We start from the raw sequence: 14,273 nt of genomic DNA on the forward strand, positions 1-14,273 counted from the left end.
CCGTCCTTGCCGCACACGCCCACGCCTTCGTCCAGCGCCAGATCGTGGCCGATCATGCGCACCTTCTGCATGGTTTCCGGGCCGTTGCCGATCAAAGTCGCGCCCTTGACCGGCGCGGTGATCTTGCCGTCTTCGATCAGGTAGGCCTCGGTCGCCGAGAACACGTACTTGCCGCTGGTGATGTCGACCTGGCCGCCGCCGAAATTGACCGCGTACAGGCCTTTCTTGACCGAACGGATCATGTCTTCCGGGTCGTCCTTGCCCGCGAGCATGTAAGTGTTGGTCATGCGCGGCATCGGCAGATGGGCGAAGGATTCGCGACGGCCGTTGCCGGTCGGCGTCATGCCCATCAGGCGCGCGTTGAGGGTGTCCTGCATGTAACCGACCAACACGCCGTCTTCGATCAGGGTGGTGCAGTTGGTCGGCGTGCCTTCGTCGTCGACGTTGAGCGAACCGCGCCGGCCTTCCAGGGTGCCGTCGTCGACGATGGTGACGCCGGGGGAGGCCACGCGCTGGCCCATGCGGCCGGCGTAGGTCGAGGTGCCCTTACGGTTGAAATCGCCTTCCAGGCCGTGACCGACCGCTTCGTGCAGCAGCACGCCGGGCCAGCCCGAGCCGAGCACCACCGGCATGATCCCGGCCGGCGCGTCGACCGCATCGAGATTCACCAGCGCCTGACGCAGCGCTTCGCGCGCGAACTGCTCGGGTTTGTCGCCGCCGAGCAGATCGGCGTAGCTGTAACGACCGCCGCCGCCGGCATAGCCGCTTTCGCGGCGGCCGTTGTGTTCGACGATCACCTGCACGTTCAAGCGCACCAGCGGGCGCACGTCGGCGGCGAGCACGCCGTCGCTGCGCGCGACCAGCACGGTGTCCATGGTGCCGCTGAGGCTCACCACCACCTGCTGCACGCGCGGGTCGGCCGCGCGCAGCAGCTTGTCCAGCTTGCGCAGCGCTTCGACCTTGCTTTCGTTGCCGATCGAATCGATCGGGTCGTCGCTGGGATACAGCGAACGTCCGCCGCCGCGGACCAGGCTGCGCGCGTTCTGCGAGCGGCCGTCGCGGGCGATCGCGCGCGCCGACTTGGCCGCGCCGAGCAGCGCGTCGCTGTTGATTTCGTCGGAATAGGCGAAGCCGGTCTTCTCGCCGCTGATCGCGCGCACGCCCACGCCCTGCTCGATCGAATGCGAGCCGTCCTTGACGATGCCGTCCTCGACCGTCCAGCTCTCGCGGCGCGAATGCTGGAAATACAGGTCGCCGAAATCGATGCCGGGCCCGAGCAAGGTGCCGAAGCTGCGTTCCAGGCCGCCGGCATCCAGCCCGGCGGGCAGGAGAAGGCGGGTTTCGGCGATCTGCAGGGGAAGGGTCATGTGGGAACCAGGCAAGAGGTGAACACTCGGAAAGCCCATCTTAGGCGGGCGGGCGGCGCTTGGGTGGGCCGCGCGCCCGATTCCGGCGGCTTGCGGCCGCGGCATCCGGAGCGGCGCGGCGAGCGCCCGTGCATAGGAAATAGTGGCGCGCGGGCCGGCGATCAATGGCGCGGGCTTGCGCAATCCGGCGGGCTCGGGGGTGATTCAGGCGCGGGGCGGCTGTGGATTCGCGGTTCGACTTCGCTTCCGAGCCGGCGTCCGGGGGCCGAGTCGGATTCGTGGGCTCGCAAAGACTTCAACGCTGCGCGGTTACCGTTGCGGTATGCGAGGCGTTGGAACACGAGTTTTTCAGCGCCGACGACCCGCCGCAGGCCTGCCTCGACCCGAAAACCTAGCCGAGATGCGGCGCCCGCGCTTAACCCGCCGGCGGCCCAGGCGGCTTCGCCGCGCGCGTCTCCTGCCGACTCAGCACTTCGACCTTGGGCTCTTTCCACGGCCCGGTGACCCGGTAGGTTTTCGACGCCAGGCTACCCAGCGGCTTCTGCAACACCGCGTTGGCGGCCGCGCCGATCGCCGCGCCGACGGGACCGGCGGCCAGCGCGCCGACCGCGGTCAGCACGTTGGCGGCCTTGGGCCGCACTTCGATGGTCTGGTCGTAGCTTTGCGCGCGCAGATCGGCGGCGCCGCGGATCGCGATCGCCGCGGCCGGGCCGTCGATCACCAGATTGTCGCTGCGCGCGCTGCCGTTGCCGAAGCGCACGGTGCCGGCGACGCGGTCGAAGGCGAAGCCCTTGGCGAACAAGTCGCGGAAATCAAGGGTCAGCCGGCGCGGCAACTGCGCCACGCTGAGCAGGCCGAGCACGCGGCCGGCGCCGGGATTGATCTCGATCAGGCGGCCGTCGCGCAGGTCCACGATCAGGCTGCCTTCCAAGGTGCCCAGCGCGAAACCGGCCGGGCTGCCGGGCCAGCCGGCGTCGAGCTTGAGCTTGCCCTTGCCGCCGCCGACCTGGCCGCCGATGCCAAAACCGCCGAGCAGCGCACCGACATCGCCGCTATCGAGCGAGGCGCTCAAATGGGTGCGCGCGCCGGTACCGCGACCGGTCCAGTCGCCGCTGACGTCGATCGACTGTTTGTCGGCGCGGGTGGTGAATTGGTCGATGCGCATGCCGGCCGGGGTCGGCCGGGTGCGCAGGCTGGCGTTGCCGAGCGCGGCGTCGCCGATATGCAGGTCGGCGATGTCGAGGGTCAGCGCCGGAATCTTGGCCGGGTCGATGGTGTCGTCAAGCGCGGGCTTGGTCACCGCCTGCACCGTGTTGGCCGCGGCGGCGGTGGATGCGTGGACGCCGTTGCTGCCGGGCGTGATCGTGGTCGGATTCGCCGCGACCGGGCCGGCCGGCGCGCGCCAATGCACGCGCGCGAAACGGCCGGCGATGGCGCCATCGCTGGGGATCAGCAACGCGCCTTCCAGCGCCGCGCCCTCGGCGCGCACCGCGGTCGCGCCCTGCGGCGCCGGCGCGACGATCACCCGGGTGTTGGGAAACACGCCGCCGAGCAATTGCAGTTTCTGCGCGGTCACGTCGATGCGCTGCAAGGCCACGCCTTCACCCGAACCGCTGCCGCCACCGCGCGCGATCGCGATCCAGTCGATCGCTTCGAGCGTGTCGGCGCGGCCGGTCGCGATCAGGCCGCTGGCCGGCGGCAACTCGTCGACCCGATTGGCGCCGAGCACCACTCGCACGCCGGTCTTGCCGTTGGTGGTGCGCGCGCGCAGCGCCAGGGTGTTGCCCAGGGCCACGCGCACGTCGCCGCTGCCGAGCGGCAACGGCGTTTCGATGCTGGTCGCGAGCGCCGCGCCGGCCGCCTTGTTCAACGGCGGCGGCAAGGTCAGTGTCGTGCCGATCAAGTTAGAGCGCAGTTGCAACAAGGCCGGCGTAGGCGCCGATACGCCAGGCTTTGTCGCCCCGGCTTTGCCGACAACGCCAGTCGCCGCATGCGCCGACTTCGGTATCGAAATGCCGACCGTCCACAACGAACGCCCGTCGAGATACGACTTCAACCAGGCCAGCTCATCCGGCCCGCGCGCGATCAACTCGTCCGCGCCGGACATCGCATCCAGCCCGGCCTCGAACGCGTTGCCGCGATCGCGCACGAAATTCTCGCCCGCGCGCAGCGACAACTTGCCCGGCGCGCCGTCGTGTAACACCGCCAGATCGTCGGCGCGGAAGCCGCCGCGCCCGTACTCGGCGCGGCCGCGCACTTGTTCGAACGCGATCTTCCAGCGCGGATCGGCGAGCTTGGCGTTGTCCAGGTCGACCGTGCCGGTGATCTGAGTGGTGCTGCCGTGGATCAGCGGCAACTTCATGTCGAACGCGACTTTCGCCGCGCCGCTCGCACGCAGGTTGTCGAGGGTGTCGGCCTGATCCTTGTACAGCGGGCTTTGCTTGAGCAAGGCCTGCAACTGCGCGGCATCGGCGGTGGTGTCGGCGGCGACGCTGAGGGTGCCGTCCTTGTAGTGATCGATGCCGGCGCCGACGCGGCGGATGCCGACCCCGGCGATCTTGCCCACGCCTTCGACGCTGAAACCGTCGGCGACGAAACGCACGTCGGCGTTCAAGCCTTCGACCGCGGGCCACTCAGGCTGGAACTTCACCACCGCGCCATCGAGCTGCGCGCTGGCTTCGAACAGACCGTTGTTGCGATTGAACGGCCAATCGTCGAGATCGCCCGATACCACCGCATGCGCATTGCGCAGTTTTCCGCCCACCAGCGCGGTGTCGAGCCAATGAATCAGGTTCGGCGACATCCGATTGCGGATCCAGAAGCCCTTCGCGACCGGAATCGGGGTGTCGTCCAGATCGGTGGCGATATCGATCCACGGCCGCGTGCCGTCGTTCTGGAACCACATGCCGCCGCGCGCAACCAAGCCGAAGTCGGTGTCGATGCCGCGCATACGCAGCGAAGTGGTGCCCACGCGCCAACCATTACCTTCGCGCCAGCCGCCGACCCGTCCTTGCAGCTTGACGGTGTGGACCACGCCGAACCCGGTCGGCCAGTCGAACCGCATCGGCGAATTTTCGTCGAGTTGAATCGCGAAGCCATCGGCGTCGCCTTCGATCGTGCCGGCCAGGCCTTGCAGGCCCGGCGAGGTGCCGACCGCATCGAAGCCCAGCGCTTCGATCCGCGCGCTGGCGAACATCGGCCCGCCGCGGCGTCCGTTGAGCGCGATCGCGCTCAGCGACACCCGCGGCTTGGCGGTTTCGAACCAATGCCGCAACCGTTCGGGCAAGGCATCGCTGAGCGCGGCGACCGCGATCAGCGGGCCGGCGTCGATGCGATCGGCGCGCAACGCATAGCGCTCGCCGCCGGCCACGGCCAGGCCGTCGAGGGTCTGCACGTTCGTGCCGCTGCCGATGCGCAAGGTGGGCGCGTCGAAGCGCCAGCCGTTGTCGGTCAGGCGCCAGTGCGCGAGGGTTTCGACGTGTTCGAATTCGACCCGGTCGGGGCCGCTGGCAACAGGCGGCGCGGCGGCGATCGGTGCCGCGGCCGTCGGTGCGGATGTGGCGGCTGTCGCAGCGGCGGCGTTCGAAGCAGGGCTTGAAGCGGCGGTGCTGGAAGTCGTGGTGTTCGAAGCCGCGCTCGTCGTCGCGACAGCGTTCGCGGGCGTCGTCGCGGTGCTGACCGGCACCGGCAGCGGACGCTCACCGCGCAGTCCGACCCGATCCAACGCCGCCGACACCGTGACCGCGGCGACCCGATGCCCACGCAGATCGGCCCAGGCCTCGGCGCGGCCCTGCCCGGATTCGACCCGGATGCCGACGATCTTGAGCAGCGGCGCCCAGCCGGCCAGATCGGCGCGGGTCGCGCCGGCATAGGCGCGGCCGTCGCCACGGCGGCGATCGAAATCCAGCACCGCGTCGAGCGGCGTCGACGGCGCTCCGGCGACGCCGACCGTCGGCCAGGCGCGCACGCCCGCGCGCAAACGCGAACCGTCCACGCGCAAGCGCAGGTCGATCTTCGGAATGCGCGCATCGACGCCGAGCGACGGCGCGATCACCGCCAGCTTGCCGTCGATCACCTGCAATTCGCCCAGGCCTTCCAGCGCCGACAGTGGATCGCTGTTGTCGGTCTGGGTCTGCCCGGGTAGGCCGCGCACCTTCCAGCGTCCGTCGTCGGCGCGCTCCAGGGTCAGGTCCAGGCCCTTGAGCCGCAATTCGGAAAACGATTGCCCCGGCAGCAGACCGGCGTAGATCGACACCAGCATCTCGGCGTCGCCGATGGTGAACGCCTGCGCGCCCTCGCCGACCCGCAACCCGTCCAGGCGCAGCAGCGGACCGCGCCGCGTCCACTGGGTCTCGACCTTGTCGAACGCGACCGGCCGCCCGGCGCGCTTGCTCAACCACTGCGCGACCTGCTCGGGATGGCTTTCGGCCAGCGGCAGCACCTGGCTAGCCGCGGCGAGCAGCAACGCCACCAGCACGAGCACGATCGCGGCGCCATAGAAGGCGCCACGACGGGCCATGCGTAAGCGACGGCGCAGCGGGGTGGGCATCAGACGCGGCGGCCCATCTCCCTCTCCCGCCTGCGGGAGAGGGCTGGGGTGAGGGCATGCGGCGGCGCAAGAGCCGACGCAAGCAGACTTTCGCGCGCCNGACCACCTTCTCCCGCTCGCGGGAGAAGGGAGATCGACAGGAGCGTGTTTTTAAAGCAGCACGACATCAAACTGCTCCTGCGCATACTGATCGTCCGGCTGAAAACGGATCGACTTGCCGAGAAATTCCTCCAGCTCGGCCACCGCCGCGGACTCTTCGTCGGTGATGCGCGCCACCACTTTCGGCGAAGCGATCACCAACAGGCGCGCGGCGTCGAACTGGCGCACCTGGCGGACGATGTCGCGGAAGATTTCGTAAGTCACCGTCTCCGGAGTCTTCAAGGTGCCGCGGCCGCCGCATTCGTGGCAGGCCTCGCTAAGCTGACGCTCCAGGCTTTCGGTGGTGCGCTTGCGGGTCATCTCGACCAGGCCCAGCGGCGAGAACTCGTACACCGTGGTCTTGGCATGATCGCGGGTCAGCGCTTTTTCCAACTGGCGCAGCACCTGACGGCGGTGCTCCTGGTCGGTCATGTCGATGAAGTCGATGATGATGATTCCGCCCAGGTTGCGCAGCCGCAGTTGCCGGGCGACCGATTGCGCCGCCTCGAGGTTGGTGCGGTAAACGGTTTCCTCCAGATTGCGTTGACCGAGGAAGGAACCGGTGTTCACGTCGATGGTGGTCATCGCCTCGGTCTGGTCGATGACCAGATAGCCGCCGGACTTCAGCGGCACCTCCTTGTCGAGCGCGCGCTGGATCTCGTCCTCGACCCCGTACAGGTCGAAGATCGGCCGCGCGCCGGTGTAGTGCTCGATCTTCTCGGCCAGGCCCGGCATGTACTGAGCGGCGAAGCTGCGCAGGCGTTCGCAGGTCTCGCGCGAGTCGACCTTGACCTTCTCCACGTCACGGCGAATCAGATCACGCACCGCGCGCAGCGGCAGGCTCAGGTCTTCGTAGACGCGTTCGCCGACCTTGCAACTGCCGGACTTCTCGGCGATCAAGGCCCAGGCGCGGCTCAGATAACCGATGTCCTCGGCCAGCGCTTCCTCGGGCTGGCCTTCGGCGTTGGTGCGCACGATGTAGCCGTGGTGGTCGCCGCTCGGCGCCAGGGTCGTGACCAGCGACTTCAAGCGCGCGCGCTCGGCCTCGTCCTCGATCCGCGCCGACACCCCGACCACGCGGGTACGCGGCAACAGCACCAGATAGCGCGAGGGAATGCTCAGCTGCGTAGTCAGGCGCGCGCCCTTGCTGCCGATCGGGTCCTTGACCACCTGCACGATGATGTCCTGGCCTTCGCGCAGCAATTCGGCGATCGGCCGGGTCGGCGTGGGCGGCAACGGCGCGGCATCGCCCTCGCCGTCGCCTTCGCTGAGCTGATTGAACTTGACGATGTCGGCCGCGTGCAGGAACGCCGCGCGCTCCAGTCCGATCTCGACGAACGCCGCCTGCATGCCCGGCATCACCCGCTGCACCTTGCCCTTGTAGATGTTGCCGACCACGCCCCGGCGCCAGCCGCGCTCGATGTGCAGCTCCTGCAGCATGCCGTTCTCGACGACGGCGACGCGGGTTTCGCGCGGAGTGACGTTGACCAGGATCTCTTCAGTCATGAGGCGGCGCGGGTCCTAAGTCAGACGTGATGGATGGGGCGTACGGGATGGGAAGGGGGCGCGGTACGTTAAGTTCCACGCTGTCGAAGTATTGTCATGCACGGCGCCCGCGCCGCGCCCGTGCCGTCAGGCGCCGTAACCGAACTCGCGCAGCAGGCGCGCGGTTTCGTGCAAAGGCAGGCCCATCACCCCGGAATAACTGCCGGCCAGGCGGGTCACGAACACCTCCGCGCCGCCCTGGATCGCATACGCGCCGGCCTTGCCGTCGGGTTCGCCGCTGGCGACATAGCGCGCGATCGTGGCCTCGTCGAGTTCGGCGAAGCTCACTTCCGAGATCGACACCGCCTGCGCTTCGCGCGCGGGCGAGACCAGCGAGACCGCGGAAATCACCTGATGAGTGCGCCCGGACAGGCGCCGGAGCATGGCCGCGGCATCGGCCGGATCGCGCGGCTTGCCGAACACTTCGTCGTCGAGCACGACCTCGGTGTCCGAGCCGAGCACCACCGCGTCGGGATTGCCCATCACCTTGAGCAGGCCGGCGCCGGCCTTCTCGCGGGCGACACGGCGCACATAGTCGAACGCCGGCTCGCCGGGTTGACGGTGTTCGGGGACATCGAGTTCGAGCAGGCCGAATTCCAGGCCGAGGCGGCCGAGCAATTCGCGTCGCCGCGGCGACTGGGAGGCGAGATAGAGCATGCGCAAAAGCATAACCCGGGCTGACTGAGCGCCAGCCCACGCCATTTGGAGCAAACCCCGCACCGAATCACGGTTCGTTAACCTGTTCAGCAAGACCCTAGCCTCGTCCACCAAGGAGTTGCACATGACCCGGTCGTCGTCCACGTACACCGTTGCCCGTTCCGCATCCGTCCGCAACTCGCTGCGCCCGCTGGCGCTCGCCGCCGCCCTCGCCTTCGGAGCCGCAACCGCCATGACCGCTTCCGCCCAGACCCCGTCCGGCTATGTCGCCAACGACAGCACCCTGCTGTCGGTGTCGGCGACCTCCGAAGCCAAGCGCACCCCGAACATCGCCACGATCTCGACCGGCGTGGTGACCCAGGCGGCCGACGCCAACGCCGCGATGCGCGCCAACGCCGAGCAGATGGCCAAGGTCGTCGCCGCGATCAAGGCCGCCGGCATCGCCGAGCGCGACATCCAGACCAGCGGCATCAACCTCAGCCCGCAGTACCGCTACGTCGAGAACCAGCCGCCGGCGATCACCGGTTACCAGGCCAACAACAACGTCAACCTGGTCGTGCGCGATCTGTCCAAGCTCGGCAAGATCCTCGACTCGCTGGTCGCCACCGGCGCCAACCAGATCAACGGCCCGACCTTCGACATTGACGACAAGGAAAAGGACGTGGCCTTCGACGAAGCGCGCCGCGGCGCGATCGAAAAGGCCCAGGCCCGCGCCGAGATGTACGCCAAGACCCTCGGCATGAAGGTGCGCCGCATCGTCAGCGTCAGCGAAGGCGGCCGCTTCGCCCCGCCGATGCCGATGCCGATGATGGCCATGCGCATGGAGAAGGCCGGCGCCGCCGCCGACACCTCGGTGTCGCCGGGCGAAAACACCTTGTCGATGAGCCTCGACGTGGTGTTCGAGCTGGGCAAGTGAGCATGGCCGGCCCCGACAAGACCACGCCGCCCGCGCCCGACCCCAAGCCGGGGCGCAACCCCGGCTACCCGGAACCGCAGCCGCGCGATCCCGACGACGCCCGCCAGCCGCACCCGCGCAAGCCGCCCAATCCCGACGAGGGCGGCCTGGAGCGCAAGCCCGGTGCCGATCAGGACCCGGCCGACGAGTAGTCGCGCCGGGCTGGATCATCGACGAGTACGGACGAGGCCCGCGCAAGCGGGCCTTCGTTTTTGCGGCGCGGGCGATTTTGCGATCCGGGCGATGAAAGTTACCGCGGCAACGATCGTGGCGATCGGGCTTGCGCAAGTGGCCAAGCACACGCCGCCGCTGCATTCGTTGCCGTCCGTTCAGCGATACGCCACATGCGGATTGCACATCGGCGAGGGTCGCCCAATCGGCCGACCCGCGAAAAACCCTGGCGAAATCCCGCATCGCCGACGCGCCGATGCCAGCGGCCGTGGCGCTTGGCCGCATGCCGGCAACGACCAAAGTCGCAAACGAGAACCGCTTGCATTGCCGCCCCGCGCCGGCGCAACTTTGTGACACGGAGCCGCTTTCTGATTCGACCCCGTTGGCGGTATCCAGTCGTTGTCTGTGATGTGTAGACAATCCAAGGAGGCAGCACATGGTTCGCGCGATCCCTTCCCACTCCACCCAGCTGGACGGCACCCGCATCGCCGCCAACGCCGGCGCCATCACCTTCAACGCGGCCATGCTGATGTTGATGCTGGTTCCGCTGAGCGCGCCCAAGCTGATCCAAGAACCGCTCAGCGAGGCCATCCAGGTCATCCTGGTCAAGCCCGAGAAAGAGATCATCGTGCCGCCGCCCCCGCCGCTGCCGGTGCAGCAGGTCATCCGCGATCCCAAACCGCGACCGACGATCCAGCAAACCCAGACGGTCGAACCGCCGCCGATCGTGATCAACGACACCCCGCAGATCGGCGACGTGCTCGGCTCCGACACCGTTGCCGCCTTCACTCCGCCGTCGATCGACGTCGGTCCGCAGGTGTTCACCGGCGCATCGCTGCAGGCGCTCAGCAGCCCGCCCCCGACTTACCCTCCGCAGGCGGTGCGCGAAAACCTCACCGGCGTGGTTGAACTGGAGATCCTGGTCGGCATCGACGGCAAGCCGATCGACGTGACCGTGGTGCGCAGCAGCGGCCATCGCCTGCTCGACCAGGCCGCGATCCGGGTGGTGAAGTCGCGCTGGAAGTTCCAGGCGGCGATGAGCAACGGCCAGCCGGTCCAGGCCCGCGGCCGCGTGCCGATCGAGTTCAAGCTGGAGCAGTAGGTTTTCTCGCGCGTCGAACCAAAAAAAGCCCGGGCCAAGGCCCGGGCTTTTTTTGGTTCGGGAATCGGGAATCGGGAATGGGGAATCGGATTTCGGCGATTGCGGTAGCGCAATGACGACGATGCGTTCTCTGATGCGGTCGAAGGCGCTGGTGAATGGTGAATGGTGAATGGTGACTGCGAGCTGGCGGCTGGCAGCTAACGGCTAACGGCTAACGGCTAACGGCTAACGAAACATCCTCGCCTTTGCTCGTCATTCCCGCGAAGGCGGGAATCCAGAGACTTCAGAGTCATGCCTGGATGAAGCCCTGGATCCCCGCCTTCGCGGGGATGACGAGCAAAAAAACAGACTCGACAAATCCTTTCCGATTCCCGGTTCCCGAATCACAATTCCCCAATCCCCAATCCCCAATCCCGAATCCCGAATCCCAGCCGTCAGGCCCGGTGATACGGATGATTCACCAGCAACGCCGCTGCCCGATACAACTGCTCCGCCGCCACCAGCCGCACCAACATATGCGGCAAGGTCAGCGGACCCAGCGACCATTGCTCATCGGCGCGCGCCAGCACCTCGGGCGCATGCCCTTCCGGTCCGCCGATCAGGAACGCGAGATCGCGACCCTGCCCGCGCCAGTGCTCCAGACGCTGCGCGAGCTGTTCCGACGTCCACAAGCGTCCGCGGCCTTCCAGCGCGACCACGCAGGCGTTCTTCGGCAGCGCGGCGAGCACGCGCGCGCCTTCGTCCTGGGTCGCGCGCACCGCGTCGCGGCCCTTGCCGCGCAGGCCCGGTTCGATCTCGACCAGTTCCAGCGGCAGCCAGTGCGACAGGCGCTTCTGGTACTCGCCGAAGCCCTCGGCAACCCAGCGCGGCGCGCGTTCGCCGACAGCGATCAATCTGCTTTTCATGTGCGCATGGTAGCCAAGCGCCGGCGACGGCGCCTCGATCAACGCCGAACCCGCCGCAGGCCGGCATTGCCATCCTGCCGACAGGCCACGCAGCCAGGATCACCGATAACTTCCCACCCAGGTCGCTGCAGGCATTTCGCGACGACGAGCGGTGGGCGCATCGTGCAAGCGGGCCGCGACGGTCGCGCTCACTCACCCGCGGGCCGGTAAGCATCACTACTCGTGAGTCGTTGCAACGCGCCGTCATCGACTCGTGGAATGCGAACGTTCGCAGTCGTGAGATCGCGAAGCGTAATCACCGCCTCGACTTCGCCGCGCCAAAGGCGTGCGCTTCAACCTCAGCGACGAAGAAGCCAGGCCAGTCGCCACCTTACGCACGCTCGACGCCGCCACCACCGAAGCGCCATCGATGCCGTGACATAAAAAAGCCCGGCGATCGCCGGGCTTTTTCATTCGCAACCTGTCGCGAGGATCAGCGCAGGTTGTCGTCCATCACCTTGATCTGCATGCGCTTGCGCAGCGCCGAGGTCAGCTCGCGGCTTTCGTCGACACCGCCCATCTGGGTGATCTGGGTGCGCAGCATGTCCATCTGCGTCGCCGGAATATCCGACGACTTGCCCGGCACGACCTTGTTGATCGCGAACAGCACCGCGCGGCCATCGGGCAGCGCGGCCTTGCCGGCCGCGACCTTGCCGGCCGCGGGCGCCTTGACCAGGAAGATCGCTTCGCTGACTTCGGGCGTCGGCAACGGCATGCCGCGGGCGACGTCGGGCAAGGTTTCCGGCGCCGGCAACTGCTTGGACGCGGCGACCGCGGCGATGGTCTCGCCGCCGTTGATGCGCGCGACCAGCGCGTCGGCTTCCTTCTCGGCGGCCTTGGCGGTGCGATCGGCGCGCACCGCGGCGATCACCTTGTCGCGGACCTGAGCCAGCGGCAGCGCGCGCTCGGGCGTGTGCGACACGACCCGGATCAGCACGCTATGGTCCTGGCCGATATCGATCGGATCGCTGACCGTGTTGTCCTGGATGCGCGCCTCGGAGAACGCCGCGCGGATCACCGCCGGATTCTTGGCGATGCCGGTGTTGCTGGCGGCGTCGCGAGTGATCGGGCCGAGCTTGAGCAACGGCAGGTTCATCTGCTTGGCCGGGCCTTCGAGCGTGGTCGGGTTCTTGTAGACCAGATCGACCAGCTTGCCCGAGACATCCTTGAACGCGTTCTCGCGCAGCGACTCGGTTTCCTCGCGCACCAGCGCCTCGCGCACTTGTTCGAACGGCTGCTGCTCGCCGCTCTTGATCTCGCGCACCACGATCACGTGCCAACCGCTTTCGTCTTTCACCGGCGCGCTGACTTCACCGACCTTGAGCTTGAACGCGGCGGCGTCGAACGCGCCGGGGATCGCGCCCTTGCCGACCCAGCCCAGGTCGCCGCCGGCGGCCTTGGAACCCAGGTCGTCGCTGTTGGCGCGCGCCAGCGCGGCGAAGTCGGCGCCAGGCGCCTTGGCCTGCGCGGCGATCTGGTTGGCCTTGGTTTCGGCGGCCTTCTGCGCGGCGGCATCGGCGCCGTCGGGCACGTTGATCTGGATGTGCGAGAGCTGGCGCTGTTCCTCGGCGAGGAAGCGCGCCTTTTCCGCCTTGTAGCGTTCCTGCAGCGCCTGTTCGGTCGGCGGCGCCGGCGGCGGCAGGTTCGCGCCGACGACTTCGACGTATTCGATGTTGACGCTCTCGGGCGCGCGGAAATCCTTGGCGTGGCTGTCGTACCACTTCTGGATATCGGCGGCGGCGACCTCGCTGGTATCCGCGGCCGGCGCCGGCAGCATCACCAGGCTGACGTCGCGCTTCTCGCCCATCAGCTTGACCAGGCGATCGATCTCGGTGTGGGTGAGGAAGTTGCTCTGGCCGACGCTGCTGGTCAGCAGGCCTTCCATCAGCCGCTCGCGCACGAACTGTTCGAATTGCGCCGGCGTCTGCGCCGGTTGGCGCATCTGCAGGCCGAGCACATAGCGTTCCTGATTGAACTTGCCGTTGCTGTCCTGGAAGTCGGGCAGGCTCTGGATCGTCTTGACCACCAGCGCATCGCTGACCGCGAGGCCGTCGACGTCGGCGGCGAGCTTGCGCACGCGTTCGTCGATCAGGATTTCCAGCACTTCGCGCTTGCTTTCCAGAGTCTCGAACTCACGTGCGTCGAACTGCTCGCCCTGCTGGGCGCGGCGACGTTCGCGTTCCTGCTGGAAGCGTTCGTCGAACTGCGAGCGATCGATCGACTCGTGCTTCCACAGCATCGAGGCCGGCCACCACGACGGCGCCGAACGCCACCACGTGGGCGCGATCTCGATGCGCGCGACCGCGCTGTCGACGCGCTGCACGAGGTATTGCTCGATGCCGACGAAGGCGAAGGGAATGATCAGCAGTCCCAGGATCACCGTGGCGATCCAGCCAGAGGTCTTGTCGCGAAGTGTCTGCAGCATTGTCCGGGTCGCGTTCAGTCGTAAGCCGGACAGTTTAGCGCGGTTCCGGGCCGTGGGCGGGTGGGGGCGACGTCGGTCGCATTCGCGAGGGCGGCCCGGGACGCCCGCCTCCAGGCCGCTGGGGCCAGGGCGATATACCCAGAGCGGTTTACTGGGGACAGGCCGGCGGGATGGCCACGCCGCTGCACCGCCCCGCTCGCAGGATCTGGCCCAGGCCTGGACAAGACGCCGGCGCGGGAATCTTGAGGCGAGAAAAAAGGCGCCCGTTGCGGGGCGCCTTTTTAAAACGCAGGCGCCGTTGCCGGTGCCGCGCAAAACCTGGAAAAAACAAAGGCATCGTCGCCGATGCCTTTGGAGAAACTGGCGGAGTGGACGGGACTCGAACCCGCGACCTCCGGCGTGACAGGCCAGCATTCTAAC

General features: G+C 67.9%; 8 protein-coding genes and 1 pseudogene. 3 read left to right on the plus strand and 6 right to left on the minus strand.

Features of this window, described 5'->3' with window-relative positions; all coding sequences use genetic code 11:
* The 4 genes and pseudogenes from tldD to ASD86_RS07580 all read right to left on the minus strand — a co-directional run.
* Positions 1 to 1,367 (minus strand): annotated as a pseudogene (tldD, locus tag ASD86_RS07565) (metalloprotease TldD); the annotation flags it as partial.
* Positions 1,368 to 1,782: 415 nt separating this feature from the next.
* Positions 1,783 to 5,886, minus strand: a complete 4,104-nt coding sequence (locus ASD86_RS07570) for a YhdP family protein (RefSeq protein WP_056108909.1) — start codon at positions 5,884 to 5,886, stop codon at positions 1,783 to 1,785.
* A 180-nt stretch (positions 5,887 to 6,066) separates the two neighbouring features.
* Complete coding sequence (gene rng, locus ASD86_RS07575) at positions 6,067 to 7,560, minus strand: ribonuclease G (RefSeq protein WP_056108912.1); 1,494 nt, start codon at positions 7,558 to 7,560, stop codon at positions 6,067 to 6,069.
* Positions 7,561 to 7,686: 126 nt separating this feature from the next.
* Positions 7,687 to 8,256: a Maf family protein gene (locus ASD86_RS07580; protein WP_056109237.1), complete on the minus strand. Its 570-nt coding sequence runs from the start codon at positions 8,254 to 8,256 to the stop codon at positions 7,687 to 7,689.
* Positions 8,257 to 8,380: 124 nt separating this feature from the next.
* On the opposite strand from ASD86_RS07580, the gene ASD86_RS07585 reads away from it, so the two are divergent.
* The 3 genes from ASD86_RS07585 to ASD86_RS07595 all read left to right on the plus strand — a co-directional run bounded on the left by ASD86_RS07585 (position 8,381) and on the right by ASD86_RS07595 (position 10,484).
* Positions 8,381 to 9,172, plus strand: a complete 792-nt coding sequence (locus ASD86_RS07585; protein ID WP_056108915.1) for an SIMPL domain-containing protein — start codon at positions 8,381 to 8,383, stop codon at positions 9,170 to 9,172.
* Entirely contained in the window at positions 9,169 to 9,363 is a 195-nt protein-coding gene (locus ASD86_RS07590) for a hypothetical protein (protein ID WP_157476290.1), read from the plus strand. The genes ASD86_RS07585 and ASD86_RS07590 overlap by 4 nt, the downstream gene beginning before the upstream one ends.
* A 455-nt stretch (positions 9,364 to 9,818) precedes the next feature.
* Positions 9,819 to 10,484, plus strand: a complete 666-nt coding sequence (locus ASD86_RS07595) for an energy transducer TonB (protein ID WP_056108922.1) — start codon at positions 9,819 to 9,821, stop codon at positions 10,482 to 10,484.
* 434 nt (positions 10,485 to 10,918) lie between these two features.
* Here the strand turns inward: ASD86_RS07595 and rlmH are convergent, their stop codons facing one another.
* On the minus strand, positions 10,919 to 11,389 hold the full coding sequence (gene rlmH, locus ASD86_RS07600) for a 23S rRNA (pseudouridine(1915)-N(3))-methyltransferase RlmH (RefSeq protein WP_056109240.1): 471 nt from the start codon (positions 11,387 to 11,389) through the stop codon (positions 10,919 to 10,921).
* 472 nt (positions 11,390 to 11,861) lie between these two features.
* Positions 11,862 to 13,853, minus strand: coding sequence for a peptidyl-prolyl cis-trans isomerase (locus tag ASD86_RS07605; protein WP_056108927.1), 1,992 nt, complete (start codon positions 13,851 to 13,853; stop codon positions 11,862 to 11,864).
* Positions 13,854 to 14,273: the final 420 nt, after the last annotated feature.

Source organism: Lysobacter sp. Root690 (genome assembly GCF_001427785.1).
GTDB lineage: Bacteria > Pseudomonadota > Gammaproteobacteria > Xanthomonadales > Xanthomonadaceae > Lysobacter.